We start from the raw sequence: 24,906 nt of genomic DNA, 5'->3' as shown, positions 1-24,906 counted from the left end.
AAGTCATGACGTACCAGCCCTCGCAGGAGTCGCTGTCGAAGCTCACGCCGGTGCTGACCAAGCGCTGGCTGTCGCCGGACGCGTGGAAGATCGACGTGTACGAGCGGCTCGACGGCTACACGGCGCTGCGCAAGGCGCTCAAGGCCCACCCGGACGACCTCATCCAGCTGGTCAAGGACTCGGGCCTGCGCGGCCGCGGCGGCGCCGGCTTCCCGACCGGCATGAAGTGGGGCTTCATCCCGCAGAACGACGGCAAGCCGCACTACCTCGTGGTCAACGCCGACGAGGGCGAGCCGGGCACCTGCAAGGACCTGCCGCTGATGATGGCCGACCCGCACGCGCTGGTCGAGGGCGTCATCATCGCCTCGTACGCCATCCGCGCCAACTTCGCCGCGATCTACATCCGCGGCGAGGCGGTGCACGCGGCCCGCCGGCTGCGCGCGGCTGTCCAGCAGGCCTACGCCAAGGGGTACCTCGGCGAGAACATCCTCGGCAGCGGCTTCTCCCTGGACCTGGTCGTGCACAGCGGCGCGGGCGCGTACATCTGCGGCGAGGAGACCGCGCTGCTCGACTCGCTGGAGGGCTACCGCGGCCAGCCCCGGCTCCGGCCGCCCTTCCCGGCGACGCACGGCCTCTACGCCTCGCCCACGGTCGTCAACAACGTCGAGACGATCGCCAGCGTGCCGTACATCGTGCTCGGCGGCTCGGCGTGGTTCCGCAGCATGGGCACGGAGAAGTCGCCCGGCCCGAAGATCTACTCGATCTCCGGCCGGGTGAACCACCCCGGGCAGTACGAGTGCGGCCTCGGCGTCACGCTCCGCCAGCTCATCGACCTGGCGGGCGGGATGCAGCCCGGCCACACGCTGAAGTTCTGGACGCCGGGTGGCTCCTCGACGCCGCTGCTCACCGACGAGCACCTCGACACGCCGATGGACTTCGAGGGCATGGCGGGCGCCGGCACGATGCTCGGCACCACGGCGGTGCAGGTCTTCTCCGACCTCGACGACGTCGTCTACGCCACCTACCGCTGGATCGCGTTCTACCACCACGAGTCCTGCGGCAAGTGCACGCCGTGCCGCGAGGGCAACTACTGGATGGTCCGCATCCTGCACCGCATCCTGGCCGGTCAGGGCACCCACCAGGACCTCGAGACGCTGCTGGATGCGTGCGACAACCTGCTGGGCCGCTCGTTCTGCGCGCTCGGCGACGGTGCGACCAGCCCGGTGACGTCCTCGATCAAGTACTTCAAGCAGGACTACCTGGACTACATCGAGGGCCGCAAGGCGCCGATGTTCCACGGCGAGCTCGTAGGAGCCCACTGATGACCGACGTTGCACCGAAGGTCGATCTCGTCAAGCTGACGATCGACGGCGTCGAGGTGGAGGTGCCCAAGGGCACGCTCGTCATCCGGGCCGCCGAGCAGATCGGCATCTCCATCCCGCGCTTCTGCGACCACCCGCTGCTGGCCCCGGCCGGCGCCTGCCGCCAGTGCCTGGTCGACGTCGAGGGCCAGCGCAAGCCGGTCGCCTCGTGCACCCAGCCGGTGGCCGAGGGCATGGTGGTCAAGACCCAGGTGACCTCCGACGTGGCCAAGAAGGCCCAAGAGGGCATCATGGAGTTCCTCCTGATCAACCACCCGCTCGACTGCCCGGTCTGCGACAAGGGCGGCGAGTGCCCCCTGCAGAACCAGGCGATGAGCAACGGGCAGGCCGAGTCCCGGTTCGTGGAGCACAAGCGGGAGTACCCCAAGCCGCTGCCGATCAGCACCCAGGTGCTGCTCGACCGCGAGCGCTGCGTGCTGTGCCAGCGCTGCACCCGCTTCTCCGACGAGATCGCCGGCGACAAGTTCATCGACCTGATGGAGCGCTCGTCCAACGAGCAGATCGGCGTCTTCCGCGGCGACCCCGACTCGCCTGAGTCGGACGCGCCGTTCAACAGCTACTTCTCCGGCAACACCATCCAGATCTGCCCGGTCGGCGCGCTGACCAGCTCGCAGTACCGCTTCCGCGCCCGCCCCTTCGACCTGGTCTCCACGCCCAGCACCTGCGAGCACTGCGCCGCCGGCTGCGACCAGCGGGCCGACCACCGCCGGGGCAAGGTCATGCGCCGCCTCGCCGGCGACGACCCGGCGGTGAACGAGGAGTGGAACTGCGACAAGGGGCGCTTCGCGTTCCAGTACGTCACGGCCACCGACCGCCTCACCACCCCGCTGGTGCGCGACCGCAAGACCGGTGAGCTGCGCACGGCCAGCTGGCCGGAGGCGCTGACGGTGGCGGCCGAGGGGCTCGCCGCGGCGAAGGCCAACGGCGGCGTCGGGGTCCTGGCCGGCGGCCGGCTGACCGTCGAGGACGCCTACGCGTACTCCAAGTTCGCCCGGGTGGCGCTGGAGACCAACGACATCGACTTCCGCGCCCGGCCGCTGTCGGCGGAGGAGACCGAGTTCCTCGGCTCCCACGTCGTCGGGCGGACCGAGGTGACCTACGCGGACATCGAGCGGGCCCCCGCGGTGGTCTTCGTCGGGCTGGAGCCCGAGGAAGAGTGCCCGATCATCTTCCTGAGGACCCGCAAGGCGTACCTCAAGCGGGCCCTGCCGAGCTTCGCGGTGGCCCCGTTCGTGAGCCGCGGCTTCGCCAAGATCGGCGCGACCGTCCTGCTGACCGCGCCGGGCGCCGAGGCGGAGGTGCTCGGCCAGTCCGAGCAGCTGCGCGAGGCGCTCTCGGCCGAGGGCGCGATCCTCTTCGTCGGCGAGCGGCTGGCGAGCGTGCCCGGCGGCCTGTCCGCCGCGGCCCGGCTGGCCGAGTCCACCGGCGCCCGGCTGGCCTGGGTGCCGCGCCGGGCCGGCGACCGGGGCGCGGTCGAGGCCGGCGTCCTGCCGACCCTGCTCCCCGGCGGCCGCCAGGTCTTCGACCCGGCCGCGCGCAGCGAGGTCGCCATCGCCTGGTCGCTCGATGCGGGCGTGCTGCCCAGCGCCTCGGGCCGCGACACCGACGGCATCGTCGCCGCCGCCCGCGAGGGCCGGCTCGGCGCGCTGGTCGTCGGCGGCGTCGACCCGGCCGACCTGGCCGACCCGACCGCCGCCGAGGAGGCCCTCGACAACGTCGGCTTCCTGGTCAGCCTCGAGCTGCGGATGAGCGCGGTGTCCAAGCGGGCCGACGTGGTCCTGCCGATCGCCCCGGCGGTCGAGAAGGCCGGCTCCTACGTCAACTGGGAGGGCCGGGTCCGCCCGTTCGGCACGGTGCTGAAGACCCAGGCCATGAGCGACGCCCGCGTGCTCGACGCGCTGGGCCGCGAGCTCGGCGTCCAGCTCGGCGTCGGCGACGTGGCCGCGGTCCGCGCGCAGCTGGCGGCGCTCGCGCAGCTGCCGCTGCCGGGCACGGTCTCGACCGGCACGATCGGCGCGGGCAACCCGAGCATCGTGCGCGGCACGGCGCCGGACGTCGCCCCGGGCGAGCCGGTCCAGCCGGGCCGCGGGCAGGCGGTCCTCGCCTCCTGGCACCACCTGATCGACGGCGGCTCGCTGCAGGACGGCGACGGCCACCTGGCCGGCACCGCCCGCCCCGCCGTGGTCCGGCTCTCCAAGAGCACCGCGGCCGACCTGGGCGTGGTGGACGGGGACGCGGTAACCGTCGGCACCGAGCGGGGTGCGATCACCCTGCCGGCGCTCGTCACCGACATGGTCGACGGGGTTGTGTGGATCCCGACGAACTCACCGGGCTCGACCCTGCGCCGCACGCTCGGCGTCACCGAGGGCGCGCTGGTCGAGATCAGCACTGGGGGTAGCGCAAAATGACGCCTCTCGCCGCGTACGGCAACCTGGACCAGTTCGGCAAGGACCCCTGGTGGCTGGTGCTCGCGAAGGTCATCGTGATCTTCGCGTTCCTGGTCGTCATGACGCTCTTCGCCATCTGGTACGAGCGCCGGGTCGTCGCCCGGATGCAGGTTCGCCCCGGCCCGAACCGCAACGGCCCCTTCGGCCTGCTGCAGTCGCTGGCCGACGGCCTGAAGCTGGCCTTCAAGGAAGACATCATGCCGCGGCTGGCGGACAAGGTGGTGTTCTTCTTCGCGCCGGTCGTCTCGACCGTCACCGCGTTCACCGCCTTCTCGGTCATCCCGTTCGGCCCGTCGGTGTCGATCTTCGGCACCCACACGCCGCTGCAGCTCACCGATATCCCGGTGGCGGTCCTGCTGGTGCTGGCCTGCTCCTCGATGGGCATCTACGGCGTGGTGCTGGGCGGCTGGGCCTCCGGCTCGACGTACCCGCTGCTCGGCGGTCTTCGCTCGAGCGCCCAGATGATCTCCTACGAGGTCGCGATGGGCCTCTCGATCGTCTCGGTCTTCATGGTGTCCGGCTCGATGTCGACCTCGCAGATCGTGGCGGCCCAGGCGGGCAACGGCAGCGCCGAGTTCCTCGGCATGCACTGGGACCTCCCGGCCTGGTACGCCATCCTGCTGCTGCCCAGCTTCCTGATCTACTTCACGTCGGCGGTCGGCGAGACCAACCGCGCGCCGTTCGACCTCCCCGAGGCCGAGTCCGAGCTGGTCGGTGGCTTCCACACCGAGTACTCGTCGCTGAAGTTCGCGCTGTTCTTCCTGGCCGAGTACGTCAACATGGTCACCGTCTCGGGCCTGTGCACCACGCTGTTCCTCGGCGGCTGGCGCGCCCCGTGGCCGATCTCCCTCTGGGACGGCGCGAACCACGGATGGTGGCCCGTGCTGTGGTTCACCATCAAGGTGCTGCTGCTGCTGTTCGTGTTCGTCTGGCTCCGCGGCACCCTGCCCCGGCTGCGCTACGACCAGTTCATGCGCTTCGGCTGGAAGGTGCTCATCCCGGCCAACCTGGTCTGGATCCTGACGCTGTCCGGCGTCCGGCTCGTGACGGGGCACAACGAGCTGAGCGCCGGCACCAAGACGGGCGTGTGGGTCGGCATCGGCGCGCTGCTGCTGCTGGTGATCGTGCTGGTCGGCCTGCAGCGGGCGCGCCGCGCCCCGGTGGCGGAGTCGACGCCGGTGGACCCGGGCGGCCGCGTCGGCGGCGAGAAGGGCTTCCCGTTGCCGCCGCTGAACCTCGAGGTGCCGCCCAGCCCGCGGGCCAAGCGCGTGATCGTCGAGCGGGAAACCGTCCCGACCGGCAAGGAGAGCTGACGTGTCTATTGGTGGAACCCTGAAGGGCTTCGGGGTCACCTTCTCGCACATGTTCAAGAAGGTGGTCACCGAGGAGTACCCGGAGCAGCGCAAGCCGCCCGCCCCGCGGTACCACGGCCGGCACATTCTCAACCGCTGGCCGGACGGGCTGGAGAAGTGCATCGGCTGCGAGCTGTGCGCTTGGGCCTGCCCCGCTGACGCGATCTACGTCGAGGGCGCGGACAACACCGAGGACGAGCGGTTCTCGCCCGGTGAGCGCTACGCCCAGACGTACCAGATCAACTACGCCCGCTGCATCTTCTGCGGGCTGTGCATCGAGGCCTGCCCGACCCGCTCGCTCACCATGAGCAACGAGTATGAGCTGGCCCGCGACAACCGCCGCGACCTGATCTTCACCAAGGAGCAGCTGCTCGCGCCGCTGCTGCCGGGGATGGAGCGCCCGCCGCACGACATGCGCCTGGGCGACACCGAGAAGGACTACTACGTCGGCTCGCTGGAGAACCCCGGCACTTCCGCGGGGGCCGAGCGGTACAAGGGGGTCCACTCGTGACCACTGACCTGGCGGTGCACACGCTGGCCTCGGCCGGCGACGTGAAGGGCGGTGAGGCCGTCACCTTCTGGATCCTGGCCCCACTCGCCGTTCTCGGCGCCATCGGCATGGTCTGGGCCCGCAACGCCGTGCACTCGGCACTGTCGCTGATCATCACGATGCTGTCCCTGGGCGTGTTCTACATCCTCCAGGCCGGCCCGTTCATCGGCATGGTGCAGATCATCGTCTACACCGGCGCGATCATGATGCTGTTCCTGTTCGTGCTGATGCTGGTCGGTCGCGACTCCTCGGACTCGCTGATCGAGACCCTGCGCGGGCAGCGGATGGCGGCCAGCCTGCTGGGCATCGGCCTGGCGCTGCTGCTGGGCATCGGCCTCTACCGGGCGCTCGGCGACGTCAGCCCGAAGGGCCTGAGCGAGGCCAACGCGGCCGGCAACGTCATCGGCATCTCCCGGCTGCTGTTCACCCGGTACGTCTGGGTCTTCGAGGTCACCTCGGCGCTGCTGATCACCGCCGCCGTCGGCGCGATGATCCTGGCGCACGTCGAGAAGCGCAAGGAAGACAAGGTCAGCCAGCCGGAGCAGATGCTGGCCCGGTTCCGGCCCGGCAACTACCCGGCCCCGAAGCCCGGCCCCGGCGTCTTCGCCGGCTCGGACTCGGTGGCCACGCCGGCCCGGCTGCCCGACGGCACGCCGTCCGACCGCAGCATCTCCAAGATCCTGCCGACCCGGGAGTTGACGTCCGCTGACGTCGCACCGAAGGGGACCGAGAAGTGACACCGACGTACTACATCGTCCTCGCGGCGATCCTGTTCACGATCGGCGCGGTGGGCGTACTCATCCGCCGCAACGCCATCGTGCTGTTCATGTGCATCGAGTTGATGCTGAACGCGGCCAACCTCGCGCTGGTCACGTTCAGCCGGATCAACGGCACGCTCGACGGGCAGATCATGGCGTTCTTCGTCATGGTCGTGGCGGCGGCTGAGGTCGTCGTCGGCCTGGCGATCATCATGTCGATCTTCCGGACTCGGCGCTCGGCAAGCGTCGACGACGCGAACCTGCTGAAGTACTAAAGGAGCGGGTGGTGGAAACAATCGCCTACTCGGCGGCGACGGGGTGGCTGCACTCGTTCTGGCTGCTCCCGACGATCCCGCTGGCCAGCGCGGCAGTGCTGCTGCTGCTCGGCAAGCGGGCCGACCGCTGGGGTCACTGGCTCGGCGTGCTCAGCGTCGCGGTCTCGTTCGTCCTCGGCCTGACGTACTTCTTCTCGCTGCGCGGGCTCGAGAACCGCAACGGCGTCGAGCTGAAGCTGTGGGACTACATCGGCGTCGGGAGCTTCCACGTCGACATGGGCCTGCTCTTCGACCCGCTGTCGGCGATGTTCGTCCTGCTCATCACCGGCGTCGGCTCGCTGATCCACCTCTACGCGGTCGGCTACATGGAGCACGACCCCGGCCGGCGCAAGTTCTTCGGCTACTTCAACCTGTTCATCGCGGCGATGCTGTTGCTGGTCCTCGGCAACAACTACGTGATGCTGTACTTCGGCTGGGAGGGCGTCGGCCTCGCCTCCTACCTGCTGATCTCCTTCTGGTACCTGCGCCCCAGCGCGGCCACCGCCGGTAAGAAGGCGTTCCTGATGAACCGCGTCGGTGACGCGGGCTTCGCGATCGCGATCTTCATCATGTTCGCGTACCTCGGCACGGTGAACTACTCCGAGGTGTTCAACAGCGTGCACGGCCTGGGCAAGGGCACGGTCCTGGCGATCGCCCTCCTGCTGCTGCTCGGCGCGGCCGGCAAGTCCGGCCAGTTCCCGCTGCAGGCATGGCTCCCGGACGCGATGGAGGGCCCGACCCCGGTCTCGGCCCTGATCCACGCGGCCACGATGGTGACCGCGGGCGTCTACCTGATCGCCCGCTCGCACCCGATCTTCGACGCCTCGCCCGACGCGCAGACCGTGGTGGTCTGCGTCGGCGCGCTGACGCTGCTGATCGGCTGCATCATCGGCTGCGCCAAGGACGACATCAAGCGGGTGCTCGCCTGGTCGACGGTGAGCCAGATCGGGTACATGTTCCTGGGCGTCGGGCTCGGCGGCGGGGCCTACGCCCTCGCCCTGATCCACCTGCTCGCGCACGGCTTCTTCAAGGCCGGCATGTTCCTCGGGGCGGGCTCGGTCATGCACGGCATGCACGACCAGACCGACATCCGCCGCTTCGGCGGGCTCTGGAAGTACATGAAGATCACCTGGGTCACGTTCGGCCTGGGCTGGCTCGCGATCATCGGCATGTTCCCGTTCTCCGGCTTCTTCTCGAAGGAGCCGATCATCGCGGCGGCCTTCGAGCGTGAGGGCTGGCAGGGCTGGCTCTTCGGCGGTGCGGCCCTGCTCGGCGCGGCCCTGACCGCGTTCTACATGACGCGGCTGTTCTGGCTGACCTTCCACGGCCCGGAGCGCTGGACCGACGACATCAAGCACCCGCACGAGTCGCCCGCGGTCATGACGATCCCGCTGATCATTCTGGCTGTCGGCTCGGTCGCGGCCGGTGGGCTGCTGGCCTCGTCGGTGCCCGACTGGCTGACGCCGGTCTACGGCGCCGAGCACGTCACGCACGAGCCGGTCATCGCGCACTGGCTGATCACCACGCTGTCGCTGGTGTTCACCGTGGTGGCCGCCGCGCTCGCGATCGTGCTGTTCAACAAGGGCACGGCCCTGCAGGAGCAGCCCGCCGGTGCGCTGGTCACCGCCGCTCGCCGCAACCTGTACACGGACTCGTTCAATGAGATCGTGTTCGAGGCGCCGGGCCGGTACCTGACCCGGGCCCTGGTCTACCTCGACAACCGTGGCATCGACGGGCTGGTCAACGGCCTTGCCGCGGGCATCGGCGGCGGATCGGGCCGAATGCGCCGGGCCCAGACCGGGTTCGTGCGCTCGTACGCCCTGTCCATCCTCGGAGGTGCGGTGCTCGTGGTGGCCGCCACGCTTGCGGTGAGGTTCGGATGAGCCACTTCCCTTACCTGACCGTCCTCACGGCCGCGCCGCTCGTCGGCGCGGTGGGGGTCGCGCTGCTGCCGAAGGACAAGCCCGAACTCGCCAAGCGCGCCGCGCTGGCCTGGTCGGTCGTCGTCTTCGGCCTCGGCGTCGGCCTCTGGACCCAGTTCAAGCCCAACGGCGACCGCTTCCAGATGCGCGACTCGTGGACCTGGATCCCGCAGTGGGGGGCCAAGTTCACGTTCGCCGTGGACGGCATAGCCCTGGTCATGATCGCGCTGATCGCCCTGCTCGTGCCCCTGGTCATCCTGGCCTCCTGGCACGACGCCGAGCAGAGCAAGCGGTCGGTCCCGGCGTACTTCGCCCTCCTGCTCGCCCTCGAGTGCACGATGATCGGCGTCTTCGCCGCCCAGGACGTGTTCCTGTTCTACGTGTTCTTCGAGGTCATGCTCGTGCCGATGTACTTCCTCATCGGCTCCTACGGCGGGCAGCACAAGCAGTACGCCGCGGTGAAGTTCTTCCTCTACTCACTGCTCGGCGGCCTGTTCATGCTGGCCGCGCTGGTCGGGCTGTGGGTGCTGGGCGGGCAGACCTTCGACTGGCAGACCCTGGTCAACGCCGACTTCTCGGTCAACACCGAGCGCTGGCTGTTCCTCGGGTTCTTCGTCGCGTTCGCGATCAAGGCGCCGTTCTTCCCGTTCCACACCTGGCTACCCGACGCTGGTGGGGCCGCCCCGGCCGGGGCCGCCGCGCTGCTCGTCGGCGTCCTGGACAAGGTCGGCACCTTCGGCATCCTGCGGTACTGCCTCCCGCTGTTCCCGCGGGCGTCGAAGGAATTCGCCTGGCTCGGGCTCACGCTCGCGCTCGTCGGCATCATCTACGGCGCGCTGGTGGCGATCGGGCAGAAGGACCTCAAGCGGCTGGTGTCGTACACCTCGATCGCGCACTTCGGCTTCATCGGCGTCGGCATCTTCGCCTTCACCACCCAGGCCGGCACCGGCGCGGTCCTCTACATGGTCAACCACGGCCTGGCGACCGGCCTGCTGTTCCTGGTCGTGGGCATGCTGGTGGCCCGCCGCGGCAGCGCCCTGGTGACCGACTTCGGCGGCGCGGGCAAGCTCATGCCGGTGCTCGCCGGGATCTTCTTCATCGCCGGCCTCGCCTCCCTGGCGCTGCCCGGCACCTCGCCCTTCGTCTCCGAGTTCCTGGTCCTCATCGGCACGTTCACGGTGAACAAGACGGTCGCGATCATCGCCACCGCCGGCATCATCCTGGCCGCCGGTTACGTGCTCTGGATGATCCAGCGCACCACGCAGGGCACCCCGAACCCGAAGCTGGCCGAGATCAAGGCCATGGGTCGCGACCTGTCGGTGCGCGAGGCCGTGGTGGTCGCTCCCCTGATCGCATTGATCCTGCTGCTGGGCTTCTACCCCAAGCCGCTGACCGACGTGATCAACCCGGCGGTGAAGGCGACCATGCAGGACGTCGGCAGGACCGACCCGAAAGCCACCGTGGGTACCGTGGAGGCCGGCAAGTGAACGACAAACTCCAACTGCCGCATCTGGACTACGCGGCCCTCGCCCCGATGCTGATCCTCTTCGGCGTCGCGTGCATCGGGGTCCTGGTCGAGGGCTTCGTCCCCAAGCGGGTGCGGCACAGCGTCCAGCTCACGCTGGCGCTCGCCGGCCTCGTGGCCGCGCTGGTCATGGTGATCCGCCAGGGTGACAAGCCGGTGATCACGGCCGCGAGCGCGGTCGCGATCGACAAGCCGGGCCTGTTCCTGTCGGGCGCGATCATCGTGCTGGGCATCGTGGCGCTGCTGCTCATCGGCGAGCGCACGCTGGAGCCGGGCGGCGCGTTCGTAGCGCAGGCCGCGGTCACCGCCAACACCGACCGCGACCGCGAGCAGGCGGCCCGCGTCGGCGGCGCGACCGAGGTCTTCCCGCTGGCGATGTTCGCCCTCGGCGGCATGCTGCTGTTCAGCACGGCCAACGACCTGCTGACCATGTTCGTCGCGCTCGAGGTCTTCTCGCTGCCGCTGTACCTGCTGTGCGCGCTGGCTCGCCGCCGGCGGCTGCTGTCGCAGGAGGCCGCGATGAAGTACTTCCTCCTGGGCTCCTTCGCCTCGGCGTTCTTCCTATTCGGCATCGCGCTGGTCTACGGCTACGCCGGACAGGTCGACTTCAAGGCGATCTCGACGGCCGTGCACGCCGGGGGCAAGGACGACATCCTGCTGTACGTCGGCCTGGCCATGCTGGCGATCGGCCTGCTCTTCAAGGCGGCCGCCGTGCCGTTCCACGTGTGGACGCCCGACGTCTACCAGGGCGCCCCGACGCCGATCACGGCGCTCATGGCCGCCTGCACCAAGGTCGCCGCGTTCGGCGGGCTGCTGCGGCTGGTCTACGTCGGCTTCGAGGGCACCAAGTGGACGATCCAGCCGGTCCTCGGAACGATCGCGGTGCTCACCATGATCGTCGGGGCGATCCTTGCGGTCACCCAGACCGACATCAAGCGCCTCCTGGCCTACTCGTCGATCGCGAACGCCGGATACCTGCTCATCGGCGTCATCTCGCTCAACGACAAGGGCCTGTCCAGCTCGCTGTTCTACCTGGTGGCGTACGGCTTCACCGTGCTCGCCGCGTTCGGCGTGGTGACGCTGGTGCGCGACGCCGACGGGGAGGCCACCCACCTGTCGCGCTGGGCCGGGCTCGGGCGGCGCTCGCCGCTGTACGCCTCGCTCTTCACCTTCATCCTGCTGGCCTTCGCCGGCCTCCCGCTGACCAGCGGCTTCACCGCCAAGGTGGGCGTGTTCGCGGCGGCCGTGGACGGCAACCAGACCTGGCTGGTGATCGCCGGCGTGGTGAGTTCCGCCATCCTGGCCTTCCCTTACCTGCGGGTCGTCGTCATGATGTGGCTGTCCGAGCCGGGTGAGTCGACGCCGGCCGTGTCCATCCCGGGCGCCATGACGGCGGCCGCGCTGGTCATCGGCACGGTGGCGACGCTGGTGCTGGGCGTGGCGCCGGGCGCGCTGCTCGAAGTGACGCAGAACGCCGGTAGATTCCTCAGCTAGGTAGGCTCTCAGTACGACAGTGACGTCCCCCGTGGGTGCCCACGTGGGGACGTCCCTGTATCAGCAGTCGGAAGTTCGTATGGCATCGTTGGAGCTGTGGTGAGTACGGGAACCGTGCAGTCGAGCGCCTCGGTCGGGCTGACCCTTGCCGACCCGCAGCTGGAGGCCGGCATGGCCGCCTACCTGCGTGACGTCGAGGTGGTGCTGATCGACTCGGTCCACAGCGCCAACCCGCTGGTCACCGAGGCGGCCAGGCACCTGATGGACGCGGGCGGCAAGCGGGTGCGGCCGCTGCTGGTCGGTCTGGCCGCGCAGTTCGGCGACCCGACCGCCCGCGAGGTCGTGCTGGCCGGCGCCGTGGTCGAGCTGACCCACCTGGCCACGCTGTACCACGACGACGTCATGGACGAGGCCCCCGTGCGCCGCGGCGCGCCCAGCGCGAACTCCCGCTGGGGCAACGCGCTGGCCATCCTCGTCGGCGACTACCTCTTCTCGCGCGCCGCCGACCTCGCCGCCGAGCTCGGCGTGGAGGCCGTGAAGATCCAGGCGAGCACCTTCTCGCGGCTCGTGCACGGCCAGATCGACGAGACCGCCGGCCCGCTGGACGGCGAGGACGCGATCCGCCACTACCTGCGGGTCCTGGAGCACAAGACCGGCTCGCTGATCTCCACCAGCGCCCGCTTCGGCGCGATGTTCGGCGGCTGCCCGCCGGAGCAGGTGGACGCGCTGGCGACTTTTGCCGAGACCTTCGGCATCGCCTTCCAGCTCTCCGACGACCTCATCGACATCGCCAGCGACGCCACGGAGTCCGGCAAGACGCCCGGCACCGACCTGCGCGAGGGCGTGCCGACCCTGCCGGTGCTCTACGCGCTGGCCTCCTCGGACAACGACGCCGCGTCCGTGCGGCTGCGCGAGATCCTGGCCGCCGGCCCGGTCACCGACGAGGCCCTGCACGCCGAGGCTCTCGGCCTGCTGCGCGACTCGAGGGCCCTCAAGCAGGCCCGGGAGACCGTGCGCGGCTACGCCGACCGCGCCCGGGCCTCGCTGGCCGTGCTGCCGGAGGCCCCGGCCCGCGCGGCGCTGGAGTCGCTGTGCGACTTCATCGCCGACCGGACCAACTGACCTAAGGCCGATCGCCACCTTTCACATTGACCCATGTCGGTCAATGTTTTCACGATTCGGTACGTGATGTGCCGTTTTCTGCCGCCAGGGTGCACATTGCTCAATGCAAGGTGGGCAGATACCCGGACCGACGACGTGTCGCGATGGCGTGATGACGGGCCGTCTTGGCCCATGCGCACTTGCGCGCTAAGTACTCGTCGGGGATCCAATTACTTACTCAGGCTGGAAGACCCGTCGATACCGATTACTTATGTCACATGGCGTGTCGCAACAGGTGCGTCACGATCATGATGTCCAGTATGGTGCATTCATCGCTATGTGCTGAGGGTCGTAATCCCCCCACCTGGCGCCATAGCTGATCAGAATGTTCCCTCGACCCTCTCTAATTTCATATGGTGTGACTCCAGTTAGTGCTGCGGCTGGGGAGGGCGGCGGGGTGCGGGATCCACAAGCCGAACCCTCGGATCTCATCCGAAGCGTTTCGAGGGCCTTACGAGTGTTGGAGGCGGTCGGTCAGTCGCCCCGCGGTCTGACAGTCAAGCAGATCGCCAGGCGGTGTGACTTCACCGTCGCCACGACCTATCACCTCGTCCGGACGCTCGCGTACGAGGGCTACGTCATCCGCCGGGAGAACGGCACCTACGTCGTCGGCCTGGAGATCGCCGACCGCTACCGGGAGTTGGTGCTCGCCTTCCGGGGCCCGGGCGCGGTCATCGACCGGCTGCGCCGCGCCGCGGCCGAGACCGGGTACAGCCACTACCTGGGCCGCTTCGTCGCCGGCCGGGTCGCGGTCACCGCCATGGCGGAGGGCCCGCGCACGCCGCCCCTCGACGACCTCGTGCCCGGCTACGACGAGGCCGCGCACGCGACGGCGCTGGGCAAGGCGCTGCTGGCGACCCTGAGCCCGGACCAGCGGTTCCGGTTCCTCAAGGAGTACGGCATGCGCGCCTACACCTCGGCCACCCTCACCTCGCCGGAGGCGCTGGACTCGGACCTGGCGGCGGGGGAGCGGCGCGGCATGCAGATCGAGATCGGGCAGTTCCGCCAAGGCCTGGCGTGCGCCGCGGTGACCGTGGTGGCCGACCGGGACCCGGATCGGCGGGTCGTGCTGGCCTGCGCGCTGCCGCCGGCCGAGCTGATGTCGTCGGCCAAGGTGGTCCGGACCCGCCTGCTCGCCACTGCCCACCACCTGGCCGCGGTCCTCGCCGAGTAGCCGGCCCGCTCGTCCTCGGCCTCTTGCCGGTGTTCCGCCCGCTCGCCCTCTCGGCTTGCGTCCGTGGCTCGCCGCTCGCCTTCGGCCTCTTGCCGGTGGCTTGCCCGCTTGCCTCGGCTTCGTGCCCGTGGCTCGCCGCTCGCCTTCGGCCTCTTGCCGGTGGCTTGCCCGCTTGCCTCGGCTTCGTGCCCGTGGCTCGCCGCTTGCCCTCGGCTTTGTGCCCGTGGCTCGCCCGCTTGTCCTCGGCCTGCCCGCCGCCCTGCCTGCTTGCCGCTGGCCGATTTGTCCGTTCTTGGCTTCTTGCCGGGTGGCCGATCCGCCTGTCTCGGGCGCACCATCGGTTGAGATGCATGTCGCATCGCCGACATGTGCTCCCGGGCTGAACCTCTCTGCGTATAAGTGCGTAGAAGGTGGTGGAAGGGATCGGAAACATGTCCAGGCGTGAGTAGAGACGATGCTGACCTGCTGAAGGCGCTCCATGCGGAGCACGGAGACGCACTGTTCTCCCATGCCTTGCGACTGACCGGCGGCGACCGTCAACGGGCCGAGGACCTCGTGCAGGAGACCCTGCTGCGGGCCTGGCAGCACCCGGAGGCGCTCGACCCGGCCCGTGGCTCGGTCCGTGCCTGGCTCTTCACCACCGCCCGGAACCGCGCCATCGACGCGTGGCGGCGGCGCTCCGCGCGGGTGGGCGAGGTCTTCACCGACCAGATGCCGGAGGCGCCGGCGGTGGCCGACGAGACCGAGCGCGCGGTGGAGTCCTGGGTCATAGCCGAGGCGTTGACCCGCCTGTCCCGACCGCACCGCGAGGTCCTGGTCGAGTGCTTCTACCAGGGCCGCTCCGTCGCCGAGGCGGCCGAGCGCCTGGGCGTGCCGGCCGGCACGGTCAAGTCGCGCACCTACTACGCACTGCGTTCGCTGAAGGTTGTCCTGGAGGAGTTGGGGGTGACGCAATGAGGTGTGAGCGCCTCCATGACTCGGCCGTCTACGTGCTGGGGGCGTTGCCGCCGCCCGAGCGCGAGGCATACGAGCGGCATCTCGCCGATTGTGCGCAGTGCCGAGCGGAGGTGGCGGAGTTCTCCGACCTGCCGGGCCTGCTCGGCCGGCTGGATCCGGAGATCGCCGCGCAGCTAGCCCTGGCGTCCGACCTGCCCGACGAGCCGAACCCCGGCTGGGCCGGCCCAACGGCCGCCCCGCCCCCGCCCATCCCGCCCACCCAGCCCACCCCGGCGGCCTGGGCCTGCCCGACCGCCGCGCCGTCCCCGTCGACCCCGCTTTCCCCGGCCGCCTGGCCGGGCCCGGCCGCCGTGCCGACCCCGCCTTCCCCGAGCGCCGCGCCGACCCCGCCTTCCCCGAGCGCCGCGCCGACCCCGCCTTCCCCGAGCGCCGCGCCGACCCCGCCTTCCCCGAGCGCCGCGCCGACCCCGGCCTCCCCGGCCGCCGCGCCGACGCCGCCTGTCCCGGCCGCCTGGGCCGGCCCGACGGCGACCAACCCGACCCTCGACCCGTCCCTGGGCCGGCTGAACGGCTCGACGCCGGCGTCCGGCGACCCCCTGCTGCCACGGGTGCTCGACCGGGCCCGCAGCGCCCGGCGCACCGACCGCCGCCACCGTCGCTGGCGCACCGCCGGCACGGCGCTCGTGGCCGCCTTCCTGGGCGTCGTCGCGGTCATCGGCGTACGCGCCGCCGGCATCGGCCAGCCCGACTACGTGGCCATGCAGGAGGTGGCCGCCACGGTCCCGGTGACGGCGTCGCTGGCGCTGGACTCGGACTCGGACTCGGACGGCACCGTCGTACGGATGCGCTGCGCCTACAAGGCGGGCGAGGGCGACGAGTACGCCAAGTGGACCTACACGCTGGTCGTCGTACCGAAGTCCGGGGACCCCGAGGAGATCAACACCTGGACCGCCCGCTCCGGCGACGAGATGCAGCTGACCGCGCACAGCCACATCCAGCGCTCCAACATCCAGCGCATCGAGATCCGCAAGGGCGACGGCACACCCGTGCTGACCCTCGCCGCCTGACCAGGCGCCGCTCTACTCACACACCGGCTCGGCGGTCGTCCGCATCCCAGCGACGACCGCCGAGTCGCAGCTCCGGCAGCATCGAGCCAGCCGCGTCCCCAGCCGCTGCTCCCGGGTCGGGGCCTGCCGCGTCCACTGTGCTGGCCGCGCCGGCCTTTCTCCGGGCGGCCGGTGTCGACCTCAGCCACGGCTGCGGTGCCGGCGTTCACACCGCGGGCGTCGGGGCCTCGGCTTCGGTTGCCGCGGGGCTGGCCGTCGGCGCTGCCGCCCTCGGGCTGGTCGGCTCGGTGTCCCTGATCGCCGCGCGTTCGGCCCGGCTGCGGCGGGCGGCACGGAAGGCGTCCCAGCTGAAGATGGCCAGCGCGCACCAGACGATGGCGAAGCCGGCCAGCCGCGCGGGCGGGAGCGGCTCGCTGAACACCGCGACGCCGATGAGCAGCTGCAGCATCGGGGTCAGATACTGCAGCATGCCGAGGCCGGACAGCGGTACCCGGTTGGCGGCCTCCGCGAAGAGCAGCAGCGGCACGGCGGTGAGCACCCCGCTGCCGGCCAGCAGCAGCGAGTGCCCGGTCGAGACGGTGCCGAAGGTGGAGTGGCCGCTGACGGCGAGCCACGCGAGGTACCCGAGCGCCGGCAGCGTCAGCACGCCCGACTCCATGAACAGCCCCTCGGCCGCGGGCAGCCCGAGCCGCTTCTTGATCAGCCCGTACGAGCCGAACGACCCGGCCAGCGTGAGCGCGATCCATGGCAGCTGCCCGTAGTCGATGCTCAGCACGACCACCGCGACCGCACCGACGCCGAGCGCGACCCACTGCGCGGGCCGCAGCCGCTCGCGCAGCACGAGCACGCCGAGCAGGATGACGAAGAGGGGGTTGATGAAGTACCCCAGGGAGGCCTCGACGACCCGATCGGTGTTCACCGCGAAGATGTAGACGCCCCAGTTGACGGCGATGAACACTGCGGCGACTGCGATGCCCGCGACGAGCCGCCTGTTGCGCAGCAGCTCCCCGAGCCGGCGCCAGCGACGCACTACGGCGAGCAGTACCGCGATGCTGACGAGCGACCACACGATCCGGTGCGCGAGGACCTCGACCGCGCCGGCGGCCCGCAGCGCGTGGAAGTACAACGGAAAGATGCCCCACAGCACGTTGGCGGTGAGCGCGGACAGATATCCGCGGCGCAGTGGATCCACGCCCTACACCGTAAGGCCCCGATCGTAAGGGGCGGGTGGGATGCCCGCCCCTCACATCATGGCGTTCGTCACCGGTAGCCGCGGTAGTTCTGCTGGTACCCGCCCCCGTACTGCTGCCGAGGCGGCGCCGGCGGCCGACGGTCGTTGCGCTTGCGGTCCTTGTCCCCGCGGTCGGGGATGAGGAAGTTGAGGAGCCAGCTGACGATGCCGATGAACAGGGCCCCGAGCACGGCGGACGGCCAGAACTTGTCCACGTTGAACTGCAGGTCCAGCGCCCCAGCGATCTTGCTGGTGAGCAGCAGCAGCGCCCCGTTGACGACGAGGGACACGAGCCCCAGCGTGAGCACGTACGCCCAGCACCCGATCGTCTTGATAATGGGCCGCAGCACGGCGTTGATGACCCCGAAGATCGCCGCCACGACCACCAACGTGAGCACCTTGTGCCCGGTGTCGCCCCCAACGGTGATGCCCGAGATCACCAGCGTGGCCAGCCAGACCGTGAACGCACTCACAGCGAGCCGGATGAGGATTCCCATGTGGGTGATCGTGCCATGTCCTCGCCAGCCCGGGACACCCCGCCATCACCTCTTCTTCACCCGATCGCCCTAACCCACCTAGGACAAACGTCCACCCCCGAACGAGCGCAAGACACCCGGCTCGCAGAGGGCGTGCGAGATGGCGTCGTGCGGTGAGTAGCCGCGCGGTGCGTCGCCCAAGCAGGCAGAGGGCCTGCGGTGCGACGCCCGGCGGGAAGTGTGGTGCGGCGCGCGGGCGGCCGGCGAGCGGACAAGCGGCGTCCGAGCAGGCAGAGGGCCTGCGGTGCGACGCCCGGCGGGAAGTGTGGTGCGGCGCGCGGGCGGCCGGCGAGCGGACAAGCGGCGTCCGAGCAGGCAGACGGTGCGACGCCTGGCCGCCAAGGTCGCGGCGCGACGCGGGGGAGCCCGGCGATCGAGCAGGCGGCGCCGCCGTGCTCGGCAGCGCGCCGCGCCGCCCCGCTGGGACCCGGCGAGCTGCGCCGGAGCTCGTTGCTGCCGGCGGCGGAGCACCGCGGTCGTGGCGGCCATGTCGTGTTGCGGGTTCCCAGGCGAGGTGCGACTGCCGGGCGGCAGGGCGCCGCAGTCGTGGCGGACGTGACGTGCCGCCAAGCGGCGCGGCGGGTGGGCGGTGGCGGAGCGTGGGTCAGCGGGCGGGACCTCCCGTGAGCTGGAGTTCGAGCGGGGTCGTGGACAGCTGGGTCCAGCGGACGGTCTGGCGGTTGATCACGACGCCGAGCATCTCCGGGGAGATGCGGGTCAGCCAGCCGCGGGAGTCGCCCAGGCCCAGGGCGTCGCCGGCCAGGGTGGCCTCGTGCGGGGTCAGGGGCTGCAGCAGGGCCAGGTCGGAGCGGGTCAGCAGGTCGGTGTCGGCGGTGGTGAGGTCGTCGCGTACGTAGAGGATGGTGCGCCAGGCGCTCTCCTGGACGGGGGCGGCGCGGCCCGGGATGGCGCCGACGTCGAGGACCAGCAGCTGGGGGCGGGTGGCGGTGGCCGGCGGCGGGTCGCCCAGGCGGCCCGGGGGCACGACCGACAGGGGCTCGGCGGTGCCCAGGCCGCGCTGGAACGGCTCCCAGGCGTGCGGGCGGGCCGACTGGACCAGCACGCGGGCGCCCGTGGCCAGGGCGCGCATCACCACGACCTGGGCGCAGCGCACGCCGCCGATCAGGGTGGCCCGGGTCGGCTCCGGGCGGAACAGGCGGATCACCACCGGCTCGCCGCGGCGGTTGACGCCCAGCATGATGCCCTCGCCGCCGACCGGCGGGGCGACGGCGGACAGCCGCGGCGGCGTCACGGTGGCCGGGCGGGCGCCGCCCAGCGCGAGGCCCTCGTGGCCCGAGACCAGGCCGGCCAGGACCGCGTCCTCCATGGCGGCGCCGCCACCCAGCGGCAGCGTGGCGGCCAGGCCGTCGAGCTGGGCGCCGTCGAGCCGGGTGACCTTGGCGTCCAGGCTCTCCACCAGGCGACGCAGGGCGGTCGTGGCCTGGGCGAGGGTGGCCGCCGAGGGGGCCGCGAGGCGCACCACGAGCTCGGCCTGCACCGCAGGGCCTCCCGCCGGCCCGGCGTCGAACGGCAGGAAGTCGTCGACCGCCCGCCGCGGCGAGGGGATCGCCGCCCGCTGTCCCGGGTCGGCCTGCGGATGAGCGGCGGGCCCCACACCCGGGCCATACGCGGCCGCCGGGCCGGGAACGTAGGAGTAGACCGGGGACACCACGCCGTTGGCCGGAACTCCGAGCGGCGCCGAACCCGGCGGCGGGGCCGCCGCGGCGGCGCGGTCCGGGGCGGCCGCCGACGGGACGGGGGACTGGGCGGTCAGCGACAGGGTGGTGACCGACGTCGGCAGGGTCAGCAGGCGGCTCATCAGCGGGCCCTGCTCCGGCCAGCGGCGCAGGCGGAACGTCGCCTGGTGCAGGCCGCCGACCCGCACGCCCGTCCACGTCTCGCGGATCGGGTGGGACGGGTCGTGCTGGGCGGCCTCGGTCACCGCGGCCAAGGCCGACGTCGCCGACAGGGGCAGCGCGGGCAGGCCGGCCTTGGCGAGGAGGCGGCTGACGCGCCGTACCGCAACAACGAGCGACTCCTCCAGATCGGCCCGCCGGTAGCCGCCCGCCCGGCGCACCCGCACGGCGACGAGGACCCTCTGGTGCGCGAGCACCCGGCCGTCCGTGAGCTGCCGATATGAGGTGGCCGACGGCGTCGCCGAGGGCGACGGGGCGGTGACCGCGCTGACCAGCAGCTGGACCCGCACCTCCGGCACGTCTCGGGCCGGCGCCGGCAGCAGCGCGCTCAGCGGCGGCAGGGCCGGCAGGGCGGCACCGAGCAGGGTGGACAGGTCGCCCACGCGCACCACCGCGACCAGGCCGTCGGTGTCCTCGAGCACGCCGACGTCGGCGCCGTCGATGTCCAGCGTGGAGGTGGCCGCGCCCGGGCGGACCAGCGCGAGCAGGCCCGCGCCGCCGACGCCGGCGGGCACCGTGCGGCGCCGGCCGAGGTAGCGGAGGCCGTCGCCGATCCACCGTGCGAGCGGGCGGTGGCGCACCCGGCCGGCCGCGAGGAGCAGGACGAGCAGGGCGAGCGGCGCCGCGATCATCGCCCAGACCGGTCCCGCCGCCCAGGCCGCGACCACGAGCGCGATAGCCGCCTGGGCCAGCACTATCCGCGTCCGCGTCGCCATATCGCCCCCCGCCGATGAAGTTGACGGGCTTATCGTAGGGCGCCGGTGTGACATTTTTGGGGGGCGGATGGCGTCGCGGCAGGACCAGCTGCACTCGTACCAGTTCACGGTCCAGCGGGTGGTCTCGGCTCTGGTGACGCGGGACACCGATCCCGCGCAGCCCCCGTTTCGCCGGGTCGCCGGCGCGACCCTGGTCGGCGTGCTGCTCGCGGCGCTGGGCGTCGGCGGGGCGGCCGCGCTCGGGGCACTGCGCCCCGGGACGTCCGGCAAATGGCGCAACGACAAGGCGATCGTGGTCGAGCAGGAGTCGGGGGCCCTGTTCGTGTACCGCGACCAGGTCCTCCACCCCGTCCTGAACCAGGCATCGGCGCTGCTCATCCTCAACTCGGCCGGCGCGCCGACGGTGGTCGTGTCGCGGGCCGCCCTGGCCGACGCGCCGCGCGGCGAGACGCTCGGCATTCCCGGCGCGCCGAGCTCGCTGCCGCCCGCGTCCGGGCTGCGCAAGGCGGCGTGGACGGTCTGCTCCACCCCCGAGGGCTCGGTGCTGTTCGTCGGTGGGGGACCTTCCGGCGGTACCCCCCTGGGCGACAAAGGCGTGCTGGTGACCGGCCCCGGATCGCAGACCTACCTGGTCTGGCACGGGCACAAGCACCTGATCCGCGAGCCCGGTGCCGCGCTGGCCGCCCTGGTCTGGTCGGGCCGCCCGCAGGTGGCTGTCGCGCAGGCCCTGCTCCACGCGATCCCGTCCGGCACCGACCTGGTCACCCCGCCGGTGCCCGACCGCGGCAAGACGGTCCCGGCCGGCAAGATCGGGCAGCTGTACGGCGTGACCTCCGGCTCCCGCACCGACGCGTTCCTGGTCACCGGCGACGGCCTCGCCTCCGTCACGCCGATGCAGGCCGCGCTGCTGCTCACGGCGCCCGAGACCGCGGCCGTGCAGGGCGGCGGCCAGCTGCTGCCGCTCACCGCGGCCGAGTTCTCGGGGCTGGTGCAGGGCAAGCAGGTCAAGCCCTTCGCGCCCGACCCCGGCGGCGACGGCGCGCTGCCCGCGGCGCCGCCGGAGCTGCTCGACGGCCAGCCCGACGAGGTGTGCACCGCCGACGGGGTCACGGTCGGCTCGGCCCGCCCCGACCTGACCCGCGCGCTCAAGACCGCCTCGGCGACGGCGGAGGGCGCGGTGCTGGCCGACCGGATCGTGGTGCCCCCGGGCTCGGGCGCCCTCGTGCGGACCGAGACCGGCGTGCTGACGCTGGTCACCGACCTGGGTCGCCGGCACGCGCTGCCGGTGCCGGACGCCTTGGGAGCGCTGGGCTACGGCGGCCAGGAGCCGGTCGCGGTGCCCAGCCAGATGGTCGCGCTGCTGCCCGCCGGCCCGGCGCTGGACCCGGCGGCCGCGGCCCAGCCGGCTCAGTAGTTGGTGACGACCAGATCGAAGCTCGCCCGGGCGGCGGCGCGCAGGTTGATGTCGCGGCGCGTCGCCATCCGCGTGGTGCGGAAGCCGGCGTAGATGCGCCGCGTGGCCTCCGTGTCGCTGTTGGTCATGGTCAGCAGTACGCCCCGGGCCGACGCGTCGCGCATCTCGTCCGCCAGCCGTTGGTGGTCGTCGTCGCGGAACTGCCCGGCGGTGTACCGCTTGAAGTCCGCGAACCCACCCTCCGGCAGGTACGGCGGGTCGAGGAACACCCAGTCCCCGGCCGCCGCCTCGCGCAGCGCGTCGGCGAAGTCGCACTGCCGCAGGTCGACCCCCGCGAGCGCGCGCGAGGCATCCAGCAGCGTCTCGCGGCGATAGTACGGCCGGTCATAGGCGCCGTAGGGCGCGTTGAACGCCCCGCGGCGGTTGACCCGCCACAGCCCCCGGAACGCCGTCTTGTTCAGGTAGATGACCCGCGCGGCGCGGGCCACGTCGTCCAGCCCGGCCGGGTCCTGGCGGCGGACCAGCGCGAACTGCTCGGGAGTGTTGGGCATCGCGTCGAGGCGGCCCATCACCGCCTCCGGGTCGGCCGCGACCGCGCGGAAGCAGGCGACCAGCTCCGGATTGGCGTCCGACAGCACCGCCTTGGCCGGCCGGAGCTCGAAGAACACGGCGGCGCTGCCCATGAACGGCTCCCAGTAGCGCCCCGTGAACGACGGGGCAGCGGCGACGAGGGCGGCCGCGTAGCGTGTCTTGCCGCCGGCCCACTTGATGAATGACCGGCCCTCCGCCATGCCCGACATCATAAAGGCGAAATGCCGGAAGTTATCCACAGCGCGGGAATGGGTCTGGTGGTCGATCGGCATCTGCCGATACGGTCGGCCTGACCGCGACAACGTCCACTAACGAGAAACGGGGTGATCGCCGGTGGCTCAGACAACGCAGGCCCAACAGGCCGAACTCAATTCCGCGGCGCAGCGGTTCGAGCAGGTCAACGCGGAGCTGCAGAGCATGCTCAACACGCTGATGCGGGAATTGGAAGTGACGCGCGCGGGCTGGCAGGGCGCCGGCGGCCGCTCGTTCGAACAGGTCAAGGCCGCATTCAACAACGACCAGGGTGTGCTGAACCGCAACCTGATGGATACGGCCGAGGGGCTGCGCACGGCGGGCCAGAACTACAACGCCACCGACACCGAGGCGGCCAGCACGCTGCGCCGCACCGGCCACACCGACCTTTCCGCCCTCGGCTGACCGGAGGACCTCATGGACGACACGCTGGTAGTCGACTTCGGCGCGCTCGATCACGCGAGCGCCTCCATCCAGTCCGCGCTCAACACGCTGCACTCCCGCCTTGAGGAGGTCTCGTCGCTGGGCAAGCGATTGACCGCCAACTGGCAGGGCGACGCCAAGGACGCCTACGCGGTGCGCCAGGACAACTGGGAGCGCGCGGGCGCCGACCTGGCCCAGATGCTGCGCGACATCAAGGTGGGCGTCGAGGACTCCATGCAGCGCTACCGCGAGACCGAGGCACGCAACACGCACCTGTTCCCCGGCAGGGGCTGACCGGCCCGCCCACCTGGAACGCGCCGCGGCGCCCTGCCCACGCCTCGCGGGGCGGGGCGCCGCTCGCCTAGGAGCCGCCGAACGCGGGGGCCGCCGGGTCCCCGTCCGGGGGCGTGGGAGGCGGGAGCTCGCGCAGGCCGGGGCGCCAGCGGCGGCGACGGCCTGCCGGAAGTACCGCCGCGACCAGAAACGCGACGAGCACGATGGACAGCCCGCCCAGCGCGATGAGCACGGTCCGGCGGCGGGCGGTCGACTCCCGGGTGCCGGCCCGCGGATCGCGGGCGGGCTGGGCAAGGGCCTGCGCGGCCGGCCCGGGGGAGGCGCCGAGGCGCTCGGTCAGCGCGCGGTACGGGTTGAGCACGCCGGCGCCGTAGCCCGGCCCCGCGCGTCCACCGTCCGCCGTTGCCGTCAGCTGCGCGGCGACCTGGGCGGCGGTGAGATCTGGGCGGTACTGCCGGATGAGGGCCGCCGTCGCCGCGACGAACGGGGCGGCGAAGCTGGTGCCGTCCACGACCGCCAGGCCGCTCGGAGTTGTCGTCGTCACAACCTGCGCGCCCGGTGCGACGAGGTCCACGTACGGGCCGGTCTGCGACGAGGGGACCCGCTGGCCGTCCGGCGCGACGGCGCCGACGCCGATCACACCGTCGTACGCGGCCGGGTACGGCGTCCGGTTGCCCTGCTCGGCCCCGTTGCCCGCCGCCGCGACCACCACGACGTCGCTGCCCACGGCGGCCGCGACCGCGTCGCGAACGGCCGGGTCGTCGCGGTAGCTGACCAGGGAGAGGTTGATGACCTTGGCGTGCCGGGCCACGGCGTCGCGGATGGCGTTGGCCAGGCCGGCGGGGGTGCCCTGGCGGCCGGACGCGGTGCCGTTCTCGCCCTCGATCAGCTCGCTGACCCGCAGGGCCAGGATCGTCGCCCCCGGCGCCAGGCCCCGGAACGGGGAGTCCTTGGCCGGGCGGGCCGCGATGATGCCGGCCACACCGGTGCCGTGGCCGACGCAGTCGAGCACCGAGTTGCCGCCGTCGAGCTGGTCGGGGCCCGGCTGCACGGCGCCCTGCAGCTGCGGGTTGCGCCCGTCCACGCCCGAGTCGATCACCGCCACGACGATTCCGCGGCCGTCCGCGAGGGCGTTGAGCTTTGTCTGGTCGTACCGCTGCAGGGGCCACGGCGTGCCGGAAGGGACCGGCGCCGGCTGCCGGACCGGGCCGGGGCAGGCCGCGGGCGCCCGGGCCGAGGCGGGCACGCCGACGAGAAGACCCGCAAGGCTCACGAAAACCGCCAAAGCGGACATCACGTACCGGCGCGGCATGGGCATCATGCTAGGTGGAGGACCGATCGACGGGCTGCCCCGTGAATCCACCCCCGTGTGGGTGCCGCGAATGAGACAGCGCTGTCAGCGGACCGGCTTCGATCGCTATGCTGGCCGG

20 protein-coding genes and 1 pseudogene are annotated in these 24,906 nt (G+C 71.7%); 16 read left to right on the top strand and 5 right to left on the bottom strand.

Annotated features, from left to right (window positions below; translation table 11 throughout):
* The first annotated feature begins 5 nt into the window (after nt 1-5).
* From nuoF to ABD352_RS57915, 13 genes are all read left to right on the top strand, one after another.
* Nucleotides 6-1,322, top strand: a complete 1,317-nt coding sequence (nuoF, locus tag ABD352_RS48555; RefSeq protein ID WP_344619439.1) for an NADH-quinone oxidoreductase subunit NuoF — start codon at nt 6-8, stop codon at nt 1,320-1,322.
* Complete coding sequence (locus ABD352_RS48550) at nt 1,322-3,790, top strand: NADH-quinone oxidoreductase subunit G (RefSeq protein ID WP_344619438.1); 2,469 nt, start codon at nt 1,322-1,324, stop codon at nt 3,788-3,790. Before nuoF ends, ABD352_RS48550 begins: the two co-directional genes overlap by 1 nt.
* The gene (nuoH, locus tag ABD352_RS48545) at nt 3,787-5,142 is read left to right on the top strand and encodes an NADH-quinone oxidoreductase subunit NuoH (RefSeq protein WP_344619437.1); all 1,356 of its coding nucleotides are present in this window, start codon (nt 3,787-3,789) and stop codon (nt 5,140-5,142) included. Before ABD352_RS48550 ends, nuoH begins: the two co-directional genes overlap by 4 nt.
* Nucleotide 5,143: 1 nt before the next feature.
* Nucleotides 5,144-5,692, top strand: coding sequence for an NADH-quinone oxidoreductase subunit NuoI (nuoI, locus tag ABD352_RS48540; protein WP_425553948.1), 549 nt, complete (start codon nt 5,144-5,146; stop codon nt 5,690-5,692).
* Nucleotides 5,689-6,468 (top strand): NADH-quinone oxidoreductase subunit J, encoded by a 780-nt coding sequence (locus ABD352_RS48535; RefSeq protein WP_344619436.1) that lies wholly within the window; start codon nt 5,689-5,691, stop codon nt 6,466-6,468. The genes nuoI and ABD352_RS48535 overlap by 4 nt, the downstream gene beginning before the upstream one ends.
* Entirely contained in the window at nt 6,465-6,764 is a 300-nt protein-coding gene (gene nuoK, locus ABD352_RS48530) for an NADH-quinone oxidoreductase subunit NuoK (protein WP_190254991.1), read from the top strand. The genes ABD352_RS48535 and nuoK overlap by 4 nt, the downstream gene beginning before the upstream one ends.
* A gap of 8 nt (nt 6,765-6,772) precedes the next feature.
* Nucleotides 6,773-8,686, top strand: a complete 1,914-nt coding sequence (gene nuoL / locus ABD352_RS48525) for an NADH-quinone oxidoreductase subunit L (RefSeq protein WP_344619435.1) — start codon at nt 6,773-6,775, stop codon at nt 8,684-8,686.
* Nucleotides 8,683-10,212 carry an NADH-quinone oxidoreductase subunit M gene (locus ABD352_RS48520; protein ID WP_344619434.1) on the top strand — a complete coding sequence of 510 codons (1,530 nt, stop codon included), beginning with the start codon at nt 8,683-8,685 and terminating at the stop codon, nt 10,210-10,212. Before nuoL ends, ABD352_RS48520 begins: the two co-directional genes overlap by 4 nt.
* Complete coding sequence (gene nuoN, locus ABD352_RS48515; RefSeq protein ID WP_344619433.1) at nt 10,209-11,744, top strand: NADH-quinone oxidoreductase subunit NuoN; 1,536 nt, start codon at nt 10,209-10,211, stop codon at nt 11,742-11,744. The genes ABD352_RS48520 and nuoN overlap by 4 nt, the downstream gene beginning before the upstream one ends.
* A gap of 99 nt (nt 11,745-11,843) precedes the next feature.
* The gene (locus tag ABD352_RS48510; protein ID WP_425553947.1) at nt 11,844-12,866 is read left to right on the top strand and encodes a polyprenyl synthetase family protein; all 1,023 of its coding nucleotides are present in this window, start codon (nt 11,844-11,846) and stop codon (nt 12,864-12,866) included.
* A gap of 436 nt (nt 12,867-13,302) precedes the next feature.
* A complete protein-coding gene (locus ABD352_RS48505; RefSeq protein WP_344619432.1) occupies nt 13,303-14,079 on the top strand; it encodes an IclR family transcriptional regulator in 777 nt (258 codons plus the stop codon).
* Between the two features lie 441 nt (nt 14,080-14,520).
* A complete protein-coding gene (locus ABD352_RS48500; RefSeq protein ID WP_344619431.1) occupies nt 14,521-15,036 on the top strand; it encodes a sigma-70 family RNA polymerase sigma factor in 516 nt (171 codons plus the stop codon).
* Complete coding sequence (locus ABD352_RS57915; protein ID WP_425553946.1) at nt 15,033-16,103, top strand: anti-sigma factor family protein; 1,071 nt, start codon at nt 15,033-15,035, stop codon at nt 16,101-16,103. The genes ABD352_RS48500 and ABD352_RS57915 overlap by 4 nt, the downstream gene beginning before the upstream one ends.
* Before the next feature lie 205 nt (nt 16,104-16,308).
* Here ABD352_RS57915 and rarD read toward each other — a convergent pair whose 3' ends face one another.
* The 3 genes and pseudogenes from rarD to eccE form a co-directional block, all read right to left on the bottom strand.
* The gene (rarD, locus tag ABD352_RS48490; RefSeq protein ID WP_344619430.1) at nt 16,309-17,295 is read right to left on the bottom strand and encodes an EamA family transporter RarD; all 987 of its coding nucleotides are present in this window, start codon (nt 17,293-17,295) and stop codon (nt 16,309-16,311) included.
* A 176-nt stretch (nt 17,296-17,471) separates the two neighbouring features.
* Nucleotides 17,472-17,831, bottom strand: a pseudogene (locus ABD352_RS48485) (phage holin family protein); the annotation flags it as partial.
* A 643-nt stretch (nt 17,832-18,474) separates the two neighbouring features.
* Nucleotides 18,475-20,502, bottom strand: coding sequence for a type VII secretion protein EccE (gene eccE / locus ABD352_RS48480; RefSeq protein WP_344619429.1), 2,028 nt, complete (start codon nt 20,500-20,502; stop codon nt 18,475-18,477).
* A gap of 67 nt (nt 20,503-20,569) precedes the next feature.
* Here eccE and eccB point away from each other — a divergent pair, with 67 nt between their 5' ends.
* The gene (gene eccB / locus ABD352_RS48475) at nt 20,570-21,916 is read left to right on the top strand and encodes a type VII secretion protein EccB (protein ID WP_344619428.1); all 1,347 of its coding nucleotides are present in this window, start codon (nt 20,570-20,572) and stop codon (nt 21,914-21,916) included.
* On the opposite strand, the gene ABD352_RS48470 is transcribed toward eccB, so the two are convergent.
* Complete coding sequence (locus ABD352_RS48470; protein ID WP_344619427.1) at nt 21,910-22,707, bottom strand: DNA adenine methylase; 798 nt, start codon at nt 22,705-22,707, stop codon at nt 21,910-21,912. The two genes, eccB and ABD352_RS48470, sit on opposite strands and share 7 nt — an antisense overlap.
* A 133-nt stretch (nt 22,708-22,840) precedes the next feature.
* Here ABD352_RS48470 and ABD352_RS48465 point away from each other — a divergent pair, with 133 nt between their 5' ends.
* Nucleotides 22,841-23,164: a WXG100 family type VII secretion target gene (locus tag ABD352_RS48465; protein ID WP_344619426.1), complete on the top strand. Its 324-nt coding sequence runs from the start codon at nt 22,841-22,843 to the stop codon at nt 23,162-23,164.
* Between the two features lie 12 nt (nt 23,165-23,176).
* The gene (locus ABD352_RS48460; protein WP_344619425.1) at nt 23,177-23,476 is read left to right on the top strand and encodes a WXG100 family type VII secretion target; all 300 of its coding nucleotides are present in this window, start codon (nt 23,177-23,179) and stop codon (nt 23,474-23,476) included.
* A gap of 67 nt (nt 23,477-23,543) precedes the next feature.
* Here the strand turns inward: ABD352_RS48460 and mycP are convergent, their stop codons facing one another.
* Nucleotides 23,544-24,788 carry a type VII secretion-associated serine protease mycosin gene (gene mycP / locus ABD352_RS48455; protein WP_344619424.1) on the bottom strand — a complete coding sequence of 415 codons (1,245 nt, stop codon included), beginning with the start codon at nt 24,786-24,788 and terminating at the stop codon, nt 23,544-23,546.
* Nucleotides 24,789-24,906: the final 118 nt, after the last annotated feature.

The sequence above is a fragment of the Dactylosporangium salmoneum genome, from assembly GCF_039532525.1.
GTDB lineage: Bacteria > Actinomycetota > Actinomycetes > Mycobacteriales > Micromonosporaceae > Dactylosporangium > Dactylosporangium salmoneum.
Note: the sequence above shows the minus strand (reverse complement) of the source record. Positions and strands in the feature narration are given on the sequence as shown.

What these genes read in the sequence shown, in the direction of transcription:
- ABD352_RS48520 (WP_344619434.1), top strand. Translation starts at nt 8,683, where the DNA reads ATGAGCCACTTCCCTTACCTGACCGTCCTCACGGCCGCGCCGCTCGTC.
- ABD352_RS48550 (WP_344619438.1), top strand. Translation starts at nt 1,322, where the DNA reads ATGACCGACGTTGCACCGAAGGTCGATCTCGTCAAGCTGACGATCGAC.
- mycP (WP_344619424.1), bottom strand. Translation starts at nt 24,788, where the DNA reads ATGCCGCGCCGGTACGTGATGTCCGCTTTGGCGGTTTTCGTGAGCCTT.
- eccE (WP_344619429.1), bottom strand. Translation starts at nt 20,502, where the DNA reads ATGGCGACGCGGACGCGGATAGTGCTGGCCCAGGCGGCTATCGCGCTC.
- ABD352_RS48460 (WP_344619425.1), top strand. Translation starts at nt 23,177, where the DNA reads ATGGACGACACGCTGGTAGTCGACTTCGGCGCGCTCGATCACGCGAGC.
- ABD352_RS48470 (WP_344619427.1), bottom strand. Translation starts at nt 22,707, where the DNA reads ATGGCGGAGGGCCGGTCATTCATCAAGTGGGCCGGCGGCAAGACACGC.
- ABD352_RS57915 (WP_425553946.1), top strand. Translation starts at nt 15,033, where the DNA reads ATGAGGTGTGAGCGCCTCCATGACTCGGCCGTCTACGTGCTGGGGGCG.
- nuoF (WP_344619439.1), top strand. Translation starts at nt 6, where the DNA reads ATGACGTACCAGCCCTCGCAGGAGTCGCTGTCGAAGCTCACGCCGGTG.
- nuoH (WP_344619437.1), top strand. Translation starts at nt 3,787, where the DNA reads ATGACGCCTCTCGCCGCGTACGGCAACCTGGACCAGTTCGGCAAGGAC.
- eccB (WP_344619428.1), top strand. Translation starts at nt 20,570, where the DNA reads ATGGCGTCGCGGCAGGACCAGCTGCACTCGTACCAGTTCACGGTCCAG.